Source organism: Saccharopolyspora sp. NPDC002376 (assembly GCF_053593195.1).
Genome location: NZ_JBSFBZ010000005.1, coordinates 192942 through 207335 on the forward strand (window position 1 = coordinate 192942; position 14394 = coordinate 207335).

The following is a 14394-nucleotide window of genomic DNA, read 5'->3' on the forward strand; positions in this document are numbered from 1 at the left end:
GCGGTACCCCTCCGATGTTCGCCGGGCGATCATGATCGGAATGGACGTCACGGAGCTGTGGACCGAGATCGTGCGCTGGTTGTCCGAGCACGCGCCGGTCACCGCAGCGTCGTTGCGCCCGCCGGTGCCGCCGCCGGACCTGGCCGAGCTGGAGGCGGAGTTCGCCGTCGGGATTCCGGCCGAACTGCGCGAGCTGTGGCTGTGCTGCGGAGGCACCGACGCGGATGTGCTCGCCGACGTCCTGCCGCCGTTCTACACGCCCTACAGCGCGGCTGAGGCGCTCCAGGCTTGGCGCGACCACCGCAAGCACTGGGCCGCGCAGTGGGAGCGCCCGGCCTGCGACTACTACGCGGGCTCGCCGGGTTCGAGCTTCCACCCGGCCTGGATCCCGATCGCCGGCGACGGCTTCGCCGACGAACTGGTGGTGGACCTGCGCCCGGGACCGCTGCACGGCTGCGTCCTGGAGTGGGAGCAGGAGGCGGCCCAGGTCCTCCGCCCCGAGTGGAAGGGCGTCGCGGCGATGCTGTCCGACGTCCGCCGAGCCCTGGCCGAAGGAGCCCCGGCGGGCCACAGCTACCCGACGGTCACCGAAGACGGCCGCCTCGACTGGCAAATCCGCTAACTCACCCGGCCTTCGCCACCGGACGCACGACGGCCTCGGCCGCTTCCAGCGCTGCGAGCAACCGCTGCGCTTGTTCTGGCCCTAGGCTGGGCGCTGGCTTCGCCGGCGGCTTTCCGTTCGCCAGAGCGTCGGCGCAGGCGGCGCGGATCCATTCGGACAGAGTCGAGCCACTGGCTTCGACTGTGGCGCGGATCTCCAGGGCTTCGTTCTGTGGAAGGCGGAACGACATCGTGACGTTGAGCGGGCGCGCGACCATCATCTCGACCTCGTCCCCGTCCAGATCGGGGTCGTCGCGATGGGCGTAGCGGTAGTCGGCCAACTCGGCGTCGGTCATTTCTTCGGGGTGCTTCGACACGGTGGAACCTCCGATGCGCTGATCGGCCGGGCGCTGCGGCGCGCGGCGTCGTAGATGAAGTTGACTCGGACGGTTCTACCTCCGTTGCTGCGGCCCAACACGTAGCGGTCGGCTGTTCTGCCGCTGCGGTTGTGCCGGAACACCAGTGCGTTCTCGAAGGCCGCGATGACCTCGGCGACGTGGACTCCGTGCCGCGCCAGGTGCGGCAGGTTCAGATCGTCGAACTCGATGTCTTCGATGATCAAGAGCTGATCTCAGCTCGTGTAATACATGCTACAGGCATTCGGTATTACATCACGAGGCGTTGCTTCTCGATCGAGCGATGGGTCCATGTTGTCGACTAGTTTGCGTCGCCTACTAGTTGGTGTTATGTTGTCGGCATGGCGGACAGGACGATCTCGGGACGGCAGGCGCAGTGGCTGCGCGGCGTGCTCGACCTCGCTGTGCTGGCCCTGCTGGCCGAGGACGGCGAGGGGTACGGCTACACGCTGCTGCAGCGGCTCGCCGAAGCCGGATTGCCGGGGATGAAGGCCGGGACGCTGTATCCGCTGCTCAACCGGCTCGCGGCTGATGGGCTGCTGAGCGCCGAGTGGCGGGCTGGGGAAGGTGGTCCCGGTCGGAAGTTCTTCGCGCTGACCGATGAAGGGCGCGCAGCGCTCGCCGAGCAGGGGTCGAAGTGGGTCGAGTTCGCGAAGAACTCGATCTCCGTGGTGGAACGAGGGGTGCAGTCGTGATGGTGTTGGACGAGAAGTACCGCGACGAGCTGCTGATCGCGTTGCGGATGCACGAGATCTCGGGTGAGCGCGTGGGTGAGGTGCTGGCCGAGGTCGAGGCGCACGTGCGCGAGACCGGGGAGGACCCGGTCGAGGCCTTCGGCAAGCCCCGCGAGTACGCCGCGCAGGTCGCGGAACAGCTGGACGCCAGCACCGGCAAGCCGTCGACGCTGGGGGTCACGATCAGCGTGCTGGCAACGGCAGCGCTGACCATGTTCGGCTCGGACTTCCTGCTGGACGCGCTGTTCGAGCGAACGGACTCGATCGCCTACACGCTGAAGGACACCGTCGCCCTGACCTCGCTGCTGGTGCTGTTCGTGGCCGGGACTCTGCTGGCGTTCAAGGCGTACACGGCGAAGTCGGCGAACAAGATCTACGCAATCGCGATGGTCCTGGCCTTCGGCCTGGGAATCCTGGCCCAGTACGTGGCCGGCCAGGTCTTCGACGACACGACCCCGCTGTACGAACTGCCACGCTGGGGCGCGGGCGTCCTCGGCGCGCTGGCACTCGCGGGCGCCATCGCCTTCCTGGTCCGTGCGGCCCGCCGAGGTCGAGTTGTCTACCCGAAGGTCGGGTGAGGTTCAGCGGGGCTCCGCGACTTCCATTGCAGCTGTAGGTTTCAGTCGCGACTGAACACAGTTTCAATTGAAACTGTAATTCCCAGGCAGGGGTGACCACAGTTTCAATTGAAACTGTGGTCCCTCCGGCGTGTCGGGCGCCTGACACGCCGGAGGTGTGGACAGGTCCCGAGTGCTGCGGAGAACTTCTGCAACTTCAATGGAAATTGGACGTCTGATTTCCATTGAAGTTGCGTGTTCATGGACCGTCAGGTGCCGACGGGGTGCCAGACGGTTTTGACCTCGGTGAAGGCTCGGAGGCGTTGGATGTCCGGTTCTCGGGTCCAGTCCGGTTCGCCTCGGACCGGGAGGACTCGTTTGACCGTGTCCGCCGCCGCACGCCCGAGTTCGGCGCGCAGGTCCGCCGGAGCGCCGGTCGGGTCGAGGGCGTTGACGTCGGCGTGCGACGCCAGCCACGGGCCGAGTTCGGCCGCCTGACCGGTCAGGACGTTGACCACGCCGCCGGGGACGTCGGAGGTGGCCAGCACCTCGGCGAGGGTCACCGCGGGCAGCGGCCGGTCCGCGCTGGCCACCACCACGCAGGTGTTGCCGGCCGCGAGCACCGGCGCCACCACGCTGATCAGGCCGAGCAGCGAGGATTCCTGCGGCGCGAGCACGCCGACCACGCCGGTCGGTTCCGGGACGCTGAACGAGAAGTATGGTCCCGCCACGGGATTCGCCGCGCCGAGGACCATCGAGATCTTGTCCGTCCAGCCCGCGTACCAGACCACCCGGTCGATCGCGGTGTCCACGATGGACTGAGCTCGTTCGGCCGACAGGCCTTCCGCGGCGGTGACCTCGGCGGCGAACTGGTCGCGCCGACCCTCCATCACCTCGGCGATCCGGAACAGCACTTGGCCCCGGTTGTAGGCCGTCGCGCCGGACCAGCCGGCGAACGCCTTGCGCGAGGCGGCGACCGCGTCGCGGACGTCCTTGCGGGACGCGTGCGCGGCGTTGGCGAGGAACTCGCCGCCCGCGCTGTGCACCGGGTAGACCCGGCCGGACTCCGAGCGCGGGAAGGATCCGCCGATGTAGAGCTTGTAGGTCTTGGCCACGGCTAGCCGCTCCGGGGTGCGGGTGTCAGACATCGAGGTACGCCTCCAAACCGGCCCGGCCGCCCTCCCGGCCGAATCCGGATTCCTGGTAGCCGCCGAACGGGGCGGTCGGGTCGAAGCGGTTGAAGGTGTTCGCCCACACGACCCCGGCCCGCAGTTGCTGCGCCGCCCACAGGATCCGCGAGCCCTTGTCGGTCCAGATCCCGGCGGACAGGCCGTACGGGGTGTTGTTCGCCTTGGCGATGGCCTCAGCCGGGGTGCGGAAGGTCAGCACCGACAGCACCGGGCCGAAGATTTCCTCGCGGGCGATCCGCATCGACTGCTGCACGTCGGAGAACACCGTGGGGGAGAAGAAGAATCCGCGTTCCGGCAGCGGGCACGAGCTGGTCCAGCGCTGCGCGCCCTCGGCGTCGCCGCTGTTGGCCAGCTCGGTGATCTTGGCCAGCTGCTCGGCGGAGTTGATCGCGCCGACGTCGGTGTTCTTGTCCAGCGGGTCGCCCACGCGCAGCGTCTGCACCCGCGCCCGCAGCTTCTCCAGCAGCTCGTCGGCGATCGACTCCTGCACCAGCAGCCGCGAGCCCGCGCAGCAGACGTGGCCCTGGTTGAAGAAGATCCCGTTCACGATGCCCTCGACGGCCTGGTCCAGCGGGGCGTCGTCGAACACGATGTTGGCGGCCTTGCCGCCGAGTTCCAGGGTCAGCTTCTTGCCGGTACCGGCGACGGTGCGCTGGATCTGCTTGCCGACCTCGGTGGATCCGGTGAACGCGACCTTGTCGACGCCGTCGTGGGCGACCAGCGCTGCACCGATGTCCCCGGCGCCGGGGACGATGTTCACCACGCCCGGCGGCAGTCCCGCCTGCTGGCAGATCTCGGCGAACACCAGGGCGCTCAGCGGAGTGGTCTCAGCGGGCTTGAGCACCACCGTGTTGCCGCAGGCCAGCGCCGGGGCGATCTTCCAGGCCAGCATCAGCAGCGGGAAGTTCCACGGGATGACCTGCCCGGCCACGCCGAGCGGGCGCGGGTCGGGACCGTAGCCGGCGTGGGCGAGCTTGTCGGCCCAGCCGGCGTGGTGGAAGAAGTGCGCGGCGGCCGTCGGGATGTCGGAGTCCCGGGATTCCTTGATCGGCTTGCCGTTGTCCAGCGTTTCCAGCACCGCGAGTTCGCGGCCGCGCTCCTGGATCAGCCGGGCGATGCGGAACAGGTACTTCGCGCGCTCGGTGCCCGGCATCGCCGACCAGGTCTGGTCGAAGGCGCGCCGCGCCGCCCGCACCGCTTTGTCCACATCGGACTCATTGGCGCTGGCGACCTCCGCGAGCACCTCCTCGGTGGCCGGGTTGATGCTCTTGAGCGGCTCACCGCCGCCGTCGGTGAACTCGCCGTCGACGAACATCCGGTAGCTGGGCTTGAGGTTCGCGATGTCCCGCGACTCGGGGGCGGGCGCGTACTCCCACGGGGTTTCGATCATCAATCCACCGCCACGTAGTCGGGGCCGCTGTAGTGGCCGTCGAGCTGGGTGCGTCGCTGCATCAACAGGTCGTTGAGCAGGCTGGACGCGCCGAAGCGGAACAGCTCCGGGGTGAGCCATTCCGGACCGGCGACCTCGTGCACGGCCACCAGGTAGCGGATCGCGTCCTTGGTGTTGCGGATCCCGCCCGCCGGTTTGACGCCGCGCAGCTCGCCGGTGGTGTCGCGCCAGTCGCGGACCGCCTGCAGCATCAGGTGCGTCACGGGCAGGGTCGCGGCCGGGGAGACCTTGCCGGTGGAGGTCTTGATGAAGTCGCCCCCGGCCAGCAGCGCCAGCCAGGACGCCCGGCGCACGTTGTCGTAGGTGGCCAGCTCGCCGGTCTCCAGGATGACCTTCAGGTGCGCGTCACCGCAGGCGGCCTTGACGGCCTTGATCTCTTCGAAGACCTGCCCGTACCGGCCGGACAGGAACGCGCCGCGGTCGATCACCATGTCGATCTCGTCGGCTCCGGCGGCCACCGCGTGCTCCACGTCGGCCAGCTTGATGGCCTGCGCCACGCGGCCCGCCGGGAACGCCGTGGCGACCGAGGCGACGTGGATGCCGGTGCCCTCCAAGGCCTGCACCGCGGTCGCAGCCAGGTCGGAGTACACGCAGACGGCGGCGACCTGCGGAGTGTCCGGTCGCGTCGGGTCCGGGCGGCGCGCCTTGGCGCACAGCGCGCGGACCTTGCCCTCGGTGTCCGCGCCCTCGAGCGTGGTCAGGTCGACCATCGAGATCGCGGTGTCGATCGCCTGGAGTTTGGCGTCTTTCTTGATGCTCCGGGTACCGAGCCCGGCGGCCCGCTGCTCCAGCCCGACCTGGTCGACACCGGGCAAGCCGTGCAGGAACCGCCGCAGCGACCGGTCATCCCGGACCGCATCGGCGAGCTCGGACGAAGTCGGCGACTGTGCCATGCCCGGAGTCTAAGCGGCGCGCCCTCGGCACCGCTGGTCCTGGAGTGATCACGCCAGCAGGGCGACCGGAGGCGGTTCGGAAACCGGCGTACTGGGTCCGGACGCTCTGGCTTCCAACCAGTCGGAAGGTCAACTCGCGGTGGGCCGGCTCACAACTGCGGCATGCTGGGCCGGTGGCACGCATGCACACCCCGTGGGGTGATTGGGAGCCAGCTGCGCCGGCTGAGGTGCACGAGTTGTTCGCGGAGTTCCCGGCACCGTGGTGGTTGGCCGGTGGCTACGCCGTCGAGCTGGCGCTCGGGCACCCGCTTCGCGAGCACGGAGACATCGACGTCGTGGTGCTCCGCCGCGATCACCTGGCTGTTCAGGAGGTTTTGCGCGGGTGGGAGTTGTGGGCCGCCGATCCGCCGGGGGTGCTTCGGCAGTGGCGAGCCGGCGAGGTCCTGCCCGTCGATGTCTGCGACGTCTGGTGCCGCCCGGACGCTGATCAGCCGTGGCGGATCCAGGTCATGATCGACGAGTCGGCAGGCGGGTACTGGACGTCGCGCCGCAACCCGCGCGTGCGCCGCAGCGTGCGGTCGATCGGCCGCACCGGTCCGGACGGCACCCCCTTCCTTGCGCCCGAAATTCTGCTGTTCTACAAGGCGAAGGACACCCGGGCGAAGGACGAGACCGACTTCGCCGCGCTGCTGCCAGTGCTCGGTCCTGAGCAGCGGCGGTGGTTGGTCGAGGCGATTCGCGATACCTGCGGTGGGCACCCGTGGTTGCCGCGCATCGGAGTGCTCACGAGTGTCCTGGTGGTACGCAACTTCCATTGAATTCAATGGAATTCGCGGATCCCCGCACTCGCGGGGCGTCACCTGCGGGCGCGGCGGGTTGTCGCCGGTCGGCGGGTTGCTGCTGGGCGATCGCCCCGGTTGGGCGTGGTGACCCCTGTCGTCTGCTGACGGTCCCAGGGGAGGAGTTGCTTGGAACTGCTGCGGTCGGCCAGGCGGAGGGACTGGGCCGAGGTGAGCCATTCCTCCGACGGTTCGGCGATTTCCAGCAGCAGCGCCTCGAACTCCGAGCGGGTCGTCTCCAGGATGTGCGGAGCCGCCAGCCAGCGCAGGACCTTCCGGCCGGTCACCGCCATCCGCTGGCGCGGCGAGGTGACCAGCTGCTCGCCGAAGTAGCGGACCAGCACCTCGTCCATCACGTCCCACGCGTTGGCCGCGCCGAACAGGTCCTTCACGTCCTCGGCGTCGAGGATCCGGAAGCACTCGTCCAGCAGCTGCATGACCTCCACGCGCAGCACGTTCAGGTGGCCGTAGGAGGTGAACTTCAGGTTGTTGCGCAGGTCCAGCCCGCTGCGCCGCACCACCGCCATGCTGCCGAACGACGGGTCGTGCGCGCGTTCCCGGATCACGTCGGAAACCCGCTTGTCCCGCCAGAACAGCGCGGTCTGGTTGTTGAACTGGGTGAACAGCCGGTGGAAGTCGGTGTTCGGCCGCGAGTTGCCCGAGCCCAGACCACGGCCGTAGCCGAGCACCCGTCGGTAGGCGTTGATCCGGTCGCGCTTGGTGTAGCGCAGCACGTCCCGCCGGTCGAACCGGTACAGCCCGAACGCGCCTTCGCCATCGAACAACCGGATCGCGCCGCGCTCGAACAGCTCCCGGAGCTTCTGCACCACGCGGAACATGCCCATCCGCTCGTGCTGGTACAGGTAGTACATGTCGGCGACGGCGATGATGCGTTCGGACGCGATGGTCTCGTCGTAGTTCTCGATGCCGTGCGGCATGCGGGTCGCGCCGATGTCACCGGCCGACTCGCCGCCGATGCCGACCAGCTGCGCGAGACCGCCGTCCGGTGGTCGGGGTTCGCTCTGGTCCTCGGTCTCGACGGCGAAGAGCATGTCGTCGATCTGCTTCAGCAGCGCCTCGCCGACCTGCGGGTTGCTGCCGAGCTCGTTCGACAGGTTGCCGGCGACTTCCCTGCGCAGCGCGGCGACCCGGTCGAACAGTTCCCGGTACTGCTTTTCGGTGGCCATCATTCCTCCGTGCGGGGCGCGGGCGGACCGCTATTCCGGCCGCGGGGCGGGCTTGGGCTCGGGTCGCGGCTTGCGTGTCCGCCGCTTGGTCGCGGCATCGGGCTCCGCGATGACCGGTTCCGCCGAGGCGCTGACCACCGGAACCGCCTGTCCAGTGCCGGGCGGTGGTGCCGGTGACCAGGGAGCCGGTCCGGCTTCCGGCGCCGGTGTCGACCCGGGATCCGGCGGCGGCATCAGCCCGGAACTCGGCGGTGTCGGGCCTGCGTCCGGAGGAGGCATCGGTTGGGACGGCGGAGCCGGTGGGCCCGGCGGGTCTTCGGGCACTGCGCCGTGCCGGATCGGCTTGGCGACGCGCACGATCTCCTGGAGGTGGTCGTGCAGCTCGTCGATCGCGCGCTGCACCCGGGAGCTGAAGAACCCGGCCGGCAGCGTCGCGCGGTAGTTGCCGTACACGTCCTCGGCGCCGCCGTCGTTGCGCCGCGGCAGGTTGCCGACGAGCCGAGTCAACCGGGTCACCACCTGCAGGAACGCACTGTCCACGCCGTCCTTGCCGGCCGATTCGATCAGCGTGCGGCCTTCGAAGCAGGCGAAGTCGTGCACCCAGCGCAGCAGACCGCCCAGCGCCATCGAGCCGCCCTCGGGATCGGGGATCCGCAGGACCTCCCGGTCGCCGCGGTGGATGTGCACCGACTTCAGCGCCCCGACGAGCTCCTCGACCTGCACCGCGGTCGCCGACAGCAGCTGGGACAGCGCGGTCACGGCCGGTCCGAAGAACGGCTGGCCGTTCTCCGGCTGCGCGAACGGGTCGATGCGGTCCCGCGAGTCCAGCCAGCCCCGGTACAGCGACAGCACCCAGTCGACCAGCGTGATGAACGAGGTCTGGATGCGCTCTTCCTCGATGGTGTTGACCAGCCCGCCGACCATGCCGAACTCGTCGCGCAGCATCCCGAGGTGGCCGCGCACCCGGTCCGGGTCCACCGCCGCCGACGGGCTGCCGAGCAGCAGCAGGAAGAGCTGGTCGACGCGCGGCACGCGGAGCAGCGCGCACTCCAGCTCCTTGCGGATCTCCTCCAGGTCGTGCCGGACCAGGCTGCGGAATCCCTCGCAGTTCTCCGGATTCGCGCCCGGGCGCAGCGGTTTCAGCGAGTCCAGCAGCTCGGTCGCGTCCTTGATGGCGCTGCGCGCGCGGGCCGCCAGCGACGCTTGGCCACCGGTGACCGCACCCAGGTCGGCCTGCACCGCGTAGCCGCGCGGCGTCCACCGGGCCTCGGTGTGCCCCTCGACGCGCTTGAGCTCGAAGCTGCCGGTCAGCGCGGCGGTGAAGCCCTTGGTGTCGCCGTTGCGCCACTTCCAGCCGAGCACGTCGCCGATCGCCTTGTTCGCCACTTTCCCGGGATGCGCCCACCACGGCGGGCACGGTGGTTCGTGCCGGGTAACCAGTGGGTACGCGCTGTCGATGTCCTGGGCTGGGGGGAGCGCGGCGCCCCGGTCCACGTCAGCGCCGCCCTCGTCCGCGTTGCGCTGGTTGAGGCGGTCGTCGTTGATGGTCATCGCCTGCCCTCGCTGCCTTCCTCGATGCCGAACCGCATCGCGAGTTCGGCGGTTTCGCGCCAACACCGCAGCATGGTGTTCTCCGTGCTGCGCAACGAATCCACGCATCCGTCCACACCGGACCGGATGCTGCGGGCCCAGCCGAGCCACTGCGGGCCGCGTCCCTGCACGGCCCGCGCCAGCTCGGTGGCCGCGTGGTGGCACCGGAACTCGTCGTCCAACCGCCGCTGTGTGCGCAGCAGCGCCAACGCGGTGGCGTGCAAGGCGTCCGCGTCGGGTCGCCCGCGCAACGCGCGCAGCGCCGGCTGCAGGTCCGCAGTGCCGTCGGTGACGACCTCGGCCAGCCGGTCGGAGGCCGCCGGGCGCTCACCGCTCGGCAGGTCTTCGACCACGCTCACCTCCAGCGCGCGCCACGCCGCCGCGAGCTGCCGGAACTTCCGGGCCAGCACTGGGAATTCGCCGTGCAAGGTCACCGCGACCGCCTCCCCAGCTCCTCCACGAAGAAGTTCGCCAACCGCTTCGGCGGCGCCATCCGCTGCTCCAGCGCGTACCGGACGGCTCCGATCAGGAACCGCTCCGGTGCGACGCCGGGAGACACCCCGCAGGCGAGCCGCTCCGCGACCTCCTCGACCATCCGCTGTTCCTTGGGCTCGAACCGCAGGACCCGCGCCAGCTTCCGGTCGCCCAGCGACGGGTACGAGGTGAAGCACATCGCCTGCACCACGGCCGGGACCGCCTTGGTCGCAGTGGCCAGCAGCGCGGGCGGCGCGCCGATCAGCTTCGGCCGCGGGTACATTGCGTGCCACGCGCGTTCGTGCTGCTCGGCCCGCTTCGGAAAACCCATCCGCCGCAGCAGCTCGATGTTCAGCATCCCGCGCAGGTAGGACGAGGGATGCGGGTCTCTCGCGCGGAACTTCGACGCGGCGCGCGGATCCCGGGCGATCACGTCGAACAGCGACCCCACGATCATCGGCCCGCCCAACAGCAGCCCGGCCAGGTCGGCGAAGGTCTCCCGGTTCCACCGCACCCACTGCGACACGATCGCCGGCGGTATCCCGGTTTCGGTCAACCGCGCCGCGACCTGCATCGGAACGGCCTTGGCAAGCCCCAGGTCGTTCTGCAGGTTGTGGCTGACCTCGTGCAGCACGGCGCCGAGCGTCCACGGATTGACCAAGCGGTGGAACGGAAGCTGGATCAGCGGGAACGGGTTGATCCGGTGGCTCAGCCGCTGCAGCGGGATGCCGCGGCGCGAGGTGGCCGGCCCGTGGCTGGGTTCCAGGTAGCAGAACGGCGGCGGCGTCGGGATCGAGCGCCACTTCCCGATCCCCAGGTAGGCGTACTGGTAGCAGTCGAGCGCGATCCGGTCCGAGGCAACGAGCCACGGGGCGATCGAGCTCTGCCGCTGGTTGAACAGCTCCAGGTAGAAGTCCCAGATCCGCTCGGTGTCGCGCACCAGCCGGTAGGCCTTGGACTTCGCCCGCAGCACGGTCTGCAACTGCTGCGAATTCGGTTGCCGGGCCGCGTGTTCGGCGACCCGGCGCAGGTCGCGGGTGGCTTCGTAGAGCGGTTCGCGGAGGCTGGTCATGGTCTCGTTGACCGCGGCCAGGTGCGCCCGGCTGGGCCCGGTGGCCGGATCGCCGAACTCTGCCCAGCTGAACGGCCGGAGCGCGGCGAGGTGGCGTTCGCTGCTGATGGCCTGGGTCCGCACCCAGGTCGCCAGCAGGCGCGCGGTTCCTCGGTCCATCGGCTGCGTCGGCCGCCTGGTGCGCACCGCGGCCGACCGCAGCTCAACGGCGGCGACCACGGCCTCTGCTCCGGCGCCGAACCGGCTTGCGCGCCCTGGCTACGCGGGCCCTGCGCATCTGAGCGGCACGGCGGGCCTGGGTGGCGCGGTGGTGACGCGGCGGGGCGCCGCGGCGGCGGGTGGCCGGACGACGTCCGCGCACGGCCTTGCTGTGGCCGACGGCGTTGGCGGTGTGCCCGGCCAGCGAACGCGCGATGTGCTTGCCGGTGACCCGCTGGCCCCGCGCGTAGCGGCGGCCCATGTCACGCGCAGTCCGGCCGGCGATCTTGGGCACCTGGCGGACCGCGCGGCGGGTCGTCGGGCTGCTCCACAGCTTCTTGCCGACCACTTTGACGCCCTTGATGATCTTCGGGGCGAACTTCTTGACCAGTGGCATGGCCTTCGGCGCCAGCTTCAACGCCAGCGGGGCCAGCGCGCCGAGGAATCCCTCGACCTCCGCCTCGGATTCGGCGCGCTCGGCCTCGAAGGCGAGCTTGGCCATGGTCTCGGCGTCCGGGTAGATGCGGCGGGACGGGCTGGAGAAGCCCTCGTCCTCGTCCTCGAACTCCGCTTCCAGCTCGCGGACCAGCTGCTCGAACTCCTCTTCCAGCTCGTCCTCGTCCTCGAATTCGAACTCGTCCTCGTCTTCGTCCTCGAGCTCGTCCTCCAGCTCCTGGACCAGGCCTTCCAGCTCGTCCTCGAGTTCGTCCTCGAACTCGTCCTCCATCTCGTCCTCGAGCTCCCGGGCGAAGTCCTCGTCTTCGAACTCGTCCTCGAACTCGCCTTCCAACTCGTCCTCAAGCTCGCGGGCCAGCTCGTCCTCCAGCTCCCCGTCGACCGCTCGGTAGCGACTCATGGTGGTCCTCCTGTCCTGCACCGCGGCCGGCGGAGTTGTCGGCCGGTCGTGGGTGAGCGCGTGCGAACAGTCCATTTCAAGCGGCATTCGGGTGGTAGTCACACGTTCTGATGCCGCCTTTCAGGATTAGTCAGCCTGCGTGTCACACGAATCGACGATGCGCGGATGGACGATGTTGGCTTTGCTGGTACGAAATGCGGTGGACGCCGCATCGGCCTGGCGTGGGGGGTGCGGGGCCACTCCGAGGTGGCGCGACCCGCCGCCCGACCTGGTTCTGGGGAGGCCGGTTGCATTGACGAAAGACGCGACTGCAACGCCGATTCCGCGCGTCGAACGAGAACTGCCGGAGCAGACCCGGCGCAGCCCTGACCTGCACTCCGACGAGCTGATCCAACACCTGGTGCGCGCGCTGGTGCGCCGGGTCGGCGAGATCGCCGGACCGAACCGCGGTGCGCGAAAACCACTGCTGGACATCACTGATCTCGGCGTGCGCTGCCTGCTGGTGCCGGTTGCGCCGAAGGTCGACGAACTGCTCAGCCCGCGGGAGCGGGAGATTGCGCGGATGGTCGGTTTGGGCTACACCAACCGCGCGATCGCCGCGGTCCTGGACATCAGCCTCTACACGGTTTCCGCCCACATGCGACGCATTTTCACCAAGCTCGGCGTGGGTTCACGCGCAGCGATGGTAGCCGCGCTTTCCGGCAACCTCGACCTCTACGCGGCGGACTGACCCGGCAGCGCGGTGGAATCCGGATGCGGCTTTTGGGCCGCTTTCCGATCGATAGCCTCGTGGACGCGGAAGGCCGACATGAGGAGATCGGGTGCGCAGAATTCCTTTGTTCGCAGCGGTATCCGCCGCTCTCGTGCTGTCCTGCCTGCCCGGCGCGCAACCCGCGCTGGCCGAATCCGACCTCACCCGGGAACCCTGCGGTGGTCAGCAAGGGGAGTGAACGACGGTAGTCCTGGTACCCGCAGGGCATCACCACGACCGCCGACGCCAGTCCGACCGGTGACTTGGCTGGCAAGTGGGCGGTGCTGATCAGCTGGTACGGCAAGGGGAAGGAAGCCGGAGACGCGAACGCGGCTGGGCTCGCGAAGGGCGTCCGGATCAGCTTTTTAGACGCGAGCACGGACCGGGGCTGCGTCGCGCAGAACCTCCCAACTTTAGGGAAATTTGGAGACCCCCAATGCCGGAGCCCGGCTCGCCTTCCTGTCGGGCTGGGTGCCAATTTCGCGAGAAATTGACCGTCACCCGGGTGAACGTCAATTTCTCGCGAAGTTGACGCCACCTGGCGGAACGCGGGGTGAGCTGGTCTCGGTCGGGTGAGGAGGCGGTAGATCTCCATCCGAACGGATGGATCACGGTCCGATGTGACGGGGTGGCCTTGAACGAGTGGAATCGGCGCCCGGTGGTCCCGGTCGGGCAGACAGGGGAACGGCTCGGTGGGGGTGATCGGGGTGTCACGGTTCGTCGGTGGATGGCGTGGAGGTTCGGGTGCAGTTACCGCAGGCGTTGTTGTGGGACCACAACGCGCACTACCACTCGTGGTTGCTGCGGCAGTTGCCGCTGCGGAGCGCGCGGGTTCTCGACGTCGGGTGCGGAACCGGTGAGTTGGTCCGGCAGCTCGCGGAACGGGCGGAGCGCGTCGATGCGGTGGACGTCTCGGCCGAGATGATCGAGCGCGCCAGCAGTGCGTCGAACGCGACAAACGTCCGGTGGTTGTGCGGTGACCTGCTCGATCCCGACCTCGAGCTGGATCCGTCCGGCTACGACGCGGTGACCGCCATTTCGAGCGTCCACCACATGCCGCTGCGCCCGGTGTTGACCCGCCTGGCTGAGCTGGTGCGGCCAGGCGGAACTCTCGCCGTCGTCGGCCACTACCGAAAGTCGACCCGGACAGACTTCGCCCTGGATGCGGTGACGCTCCCGGCGAACGCGGCGGTCGGTGCCTACAAGGCCGCGCGAGGCAGAGCGGGCAAGCCCCACGACGAGGGCATGCCGATCAGAGACCCGGCGGACACGCTGTCGGAAATCCGCGCCGCAGCGGAGAAAATCCTCCCGGGATCAGTCCTCCACCGCCGCCTCTTCTGGCGCTACACCCTCCTCTGGCGCAACCGCTGATCAGCCACCCCGCCGAACAGCAGTCAAAAACCCAGCCCACTGAGACCGGCTGAAGGTGAGGGTCCCGCCGGCGCGGTCCTTGGTGTCGCGAACGCCCACCAGCTCAGGCGTGACCGCGACCTCGACGCATGATGCGTTGTTCGCGCTGCGGCTGGACTTGCGCCATTCGGCCGTCGCTAAGCCTGACGATCGATCGTGCTGCATGCGCTCACCTTA

Annotated in this window: 18 protein-coding genes; 7 read left to right on the forward strand and 11 right to left on the reverse strand. The window is 69.2% G+C overall.

Annotated features, from left to right (window positions below; genetic code table 11):
- The first annotated feature begins 40 nt into the window (after window positions 1-40).
- Entirely contained in the window at window positions 41-622 is a 582-nt protein-coding gene (locus tag ACWCO2_RS06245; protein WP_450126634.1) for an SMI1/KNR4 family protein, read from the forward strand.
- A 1-nt stretch (window position 623) separates the two neighbouring features.
- Here the strand turns inward: ACWCO2_RS06245 and ACWCO2_RS06250 are convergent, their stop codons facing one another.
- Both ACWCO2_RS06250 and ACWCO2_RS06255 read right to left on the reverse strand, forming a co-directional pair.
- Window positions 624-977, reverse strand: a complete 354-nt coding sequence (locus ACWCO2_RS06250; RefSeq protein WP_450126635.1) for a hypothetical protein — start codon at window positions 975-977, stop codon at window positions 624-626.
- Window positions 953-1222: a hypothetical protein gene (locus ACWCO2_RS06255; RefSeq protein WP_450126636.1), complete on the reverse strand. Its 270-nt coding sequence runs from the start codon at window positions 1220-1222 to the stop codon at window positions 953-955. Before ACWCO2_RS06255 ends, ACWCO2_RS06250 begins: the two co-directional genes overlap by 25 nt.
- 135 nt (window positions 1223-1357) lie before the next feature.
- On the opposite strand from ACWCO2_RS06255, the gene ACWCO2_RS06260 reads away from it, so the two are divergent.
- The gene (locus ACWCO2_RS06260; protein WP_450126637.1) at window positions 1358-1711 is read left to right on the forward strand and encodes a PadR family transcriptional regulator; all 354 of its coding nucleotides are present in this window, start codon (window positions 1358-1360) and stop codon (window positions 1709-1711) included.
- Window positions 1711-2328, forward strand: a complete 618-nt coding sequence (locus ACWCO2_RS06265) for an HAAS signaling domain-containing protein (RefSeq protein WP_450126674.1) — start codon at window positions 1711-1713, stop codon at window positions 2326-2328. Before ACWCO2_RS06260 ends, ACWCO2_RS06265 begins: the two co-directional genes overlap by 1 nt.
- Before the next feature lie 248 nt (window positions 2329-2576).
- Here ACWCO2_RS06265 and ACWCO2_RS06270 read toward each other — a convergent pair whose 3' ends face one another.
- Genes ACWCO2_RS06270 through deoC form a run of 3 tightly spaced genes read right to left on the reverse strand, consistent with a single transcriptional unit; the run spans window position 2577 to window position 5840 of the window.
- Window positions 2577-3455, reverse strand: a complete 879-nt coding sequence (locus tag ACWCO2_RS06270) for an aldehyde dehydrogenase family protein (RefSeq protein WP_450126638.1) — start codon at window positions 3453-3455, stop codon at window positions 2577-2579.
- Window positions 3448-4887, reverse strand: a complete 1440-nt coding sequence (locus ACWCO2_RS06275; RefSeq protein WP_450126639.1) for an aldehyde dehydrogenase family protein — start codon at window positions 4885-4887, stop codon at window positions 3448-3450. The genes ACWCO2_RS06270 and ACWCO2_RS06275 overlap by 8 nt, the downstream gene beginning before the upstream one ends.
- Entirely contained in the window at window positions 4887-5840 is a 954-nt protein-coding gene (gene deoC, locus ACWCO2_RS06280) for a deoxyribose-phosphate aldolase (RefSeq protein WP_450126640.1), read from the reverse strand. The genes ACWCO2_RS06275 and deoC overlap by 1 nt, the downstream gene beginning before the upstream one ends.
- 182 nt (window positions 5841-6022) lie before the next feature.
- On the opposite strand from deoC, the gene ACWCO2_RS06285 reads away from it, so the two are divergent.
- Window positions 6023-6658 carry a nucleotidyltransferase domain-containing protein gene (locus ACWCO2_RS06285; protein ID WP_450126675.1) on the forward strand — a complete coding sequence of 212 codons (636 nt, stop codon included), beginning with the start codon at window positions 6023-6025 and terminating at the stop codon, window positions 6656-6658.
- A 38-nt stretch (window positions 6659-6696) separates the two neighbouring features.
- Here the strand turns inward: ACWCO2_RS06285 and ACWCO2_RS06290 are convergent, their stop codons facing one another.
- The 5 genes from ACWCO2_RS06290 to ACWCO2_RS06310 are packed head-to-tail and all read right to left on the reverse strand — an operon-like array spanning window position 6697 to window position 12056.
- Window positions 6697-7866 (reverse strand): hypothetical protein, encoded by a 1170-nt coding sequence (locus ACWCO2_RS06290; protein WP_450126641.1) that lies wholly within the window; start codon window positions 7864-7866, stop codon window positions 6697-6699.
- 30 nt (window positions 7867-7896) lie between these two features.
- Window positions 7897-9417 carry a hypothetical protein gene (locus ACWCO2_RS06295; protein ID WP_450126642.1) on the reverse strand — a complete coding sequence of 507 codons (1521 nt, stop codon included), beginning with the start codon at window positions 9415-9417 and terminating at the stop codon, window positions 7897-7899.
- Window positions 9414-9890, reverse strand: coding sequence for a hypothetical protein (locus ACWCO2_RS06300; protein WP_450126643.1), 477 nt, complete (start codon window positions 9888-9890; stop codon window positions 9414-9416). The genes ACWCO2_RS06295 and ACWCO2_RS06300 overlap by 4 nt, the downstream gene beginning before the upstream one ends.
- The gene (locus tag ACWCO2_RS06305) at window positions 9887-11221 is read right to left on the reverse strand and encodes a hypothetical protein (protein ID WP_450126644.1); all 1335 of its coding nucleotides are present in this window, start codon (window positions 11219-11221) and stop codon (window positions 9887-9889) included. The genes ACWCO2_RS06300 and ACWCO2_RS06305 overlap by 4 nt, the downstream gene beginning before the upstream one ends.
- The gene (locus ACWCO2_RS06310; RefSeq protein ID WP_450126645.1) at window positions 11205-12056 is read right to left on the reverse strand and encodes a hypothetical protein; all 852 of its coding nucleotides are present in this window, start codon (window positions 12054-12056) and stop codon (window positions 11205-11207) included. Before ACWCO2_RS06310 ends, ACWCO2_RS06305 begins: the two co-directional genes overlap by 17 nt.
- A 292-nt stretch (window positions 12057-12348) precedes the next feature.
- On the opposite strand from ACWCO2_RS06310, the gene ACWCO2_RS06315 reads away from it, so the two are divergent.
- From ACWCO2_RS06315 to ACWCO2_RS06325, 3 genes are all read left to right on the forward strand, one after another.
- The gene (locus ACWCO2_RS06315) at window positions 12349-12786 is read left to right on the forward strand and encodes a helix-turn-helix transcriptional regulator (protein ID WP_450126646.1); all 438 of its coding nucleotides are present in this window, start codon (window positions 12349-12351) and stop codon (window positions 12784-12786) included.
- A gap of 91 nt (window positions 12787-12877) precedes the next feature.
- Entirely contained in the window at window positions 12878-13006 is a 129-nt protein-coding gene (locus ACWCO2_RS06320) for a hypothetical protein (protein ID WP_450126647.1), read from the forward strand.
- A 524-nt stretch (window positions 13007-13530) separates the two neighbouring features.
- The gene (locus tag ACWCO2_RS06325; protein WP_450126648.1) at window positions 13531-14178 is read left to right on the forward strand and encodes a class I SAM-dependent methyltransferase; all 648 of its coding nucleotides are present in this window, start codon (window positions 13531-13533) and stop codon (window positions 14176-14178) included.
- Here ACWCO2_RS06325 and ACWCO2_RS06330 read toward each other — a convergent pair whose 3' ends face one another.
- Window positions 14179-14382: a DUF397 domain-containing protein gene (locus ACWCO2_RS06330; RefSeq protein ID WP_450126649.1), complete on the reverse strand. Its 204-nt coding sequence runs from the start codon at window positions 14380-14382 to the stop codon at window positions 14179-14181.
- Window positions 14383-14394: the final 12 nt, after the last annotated feature.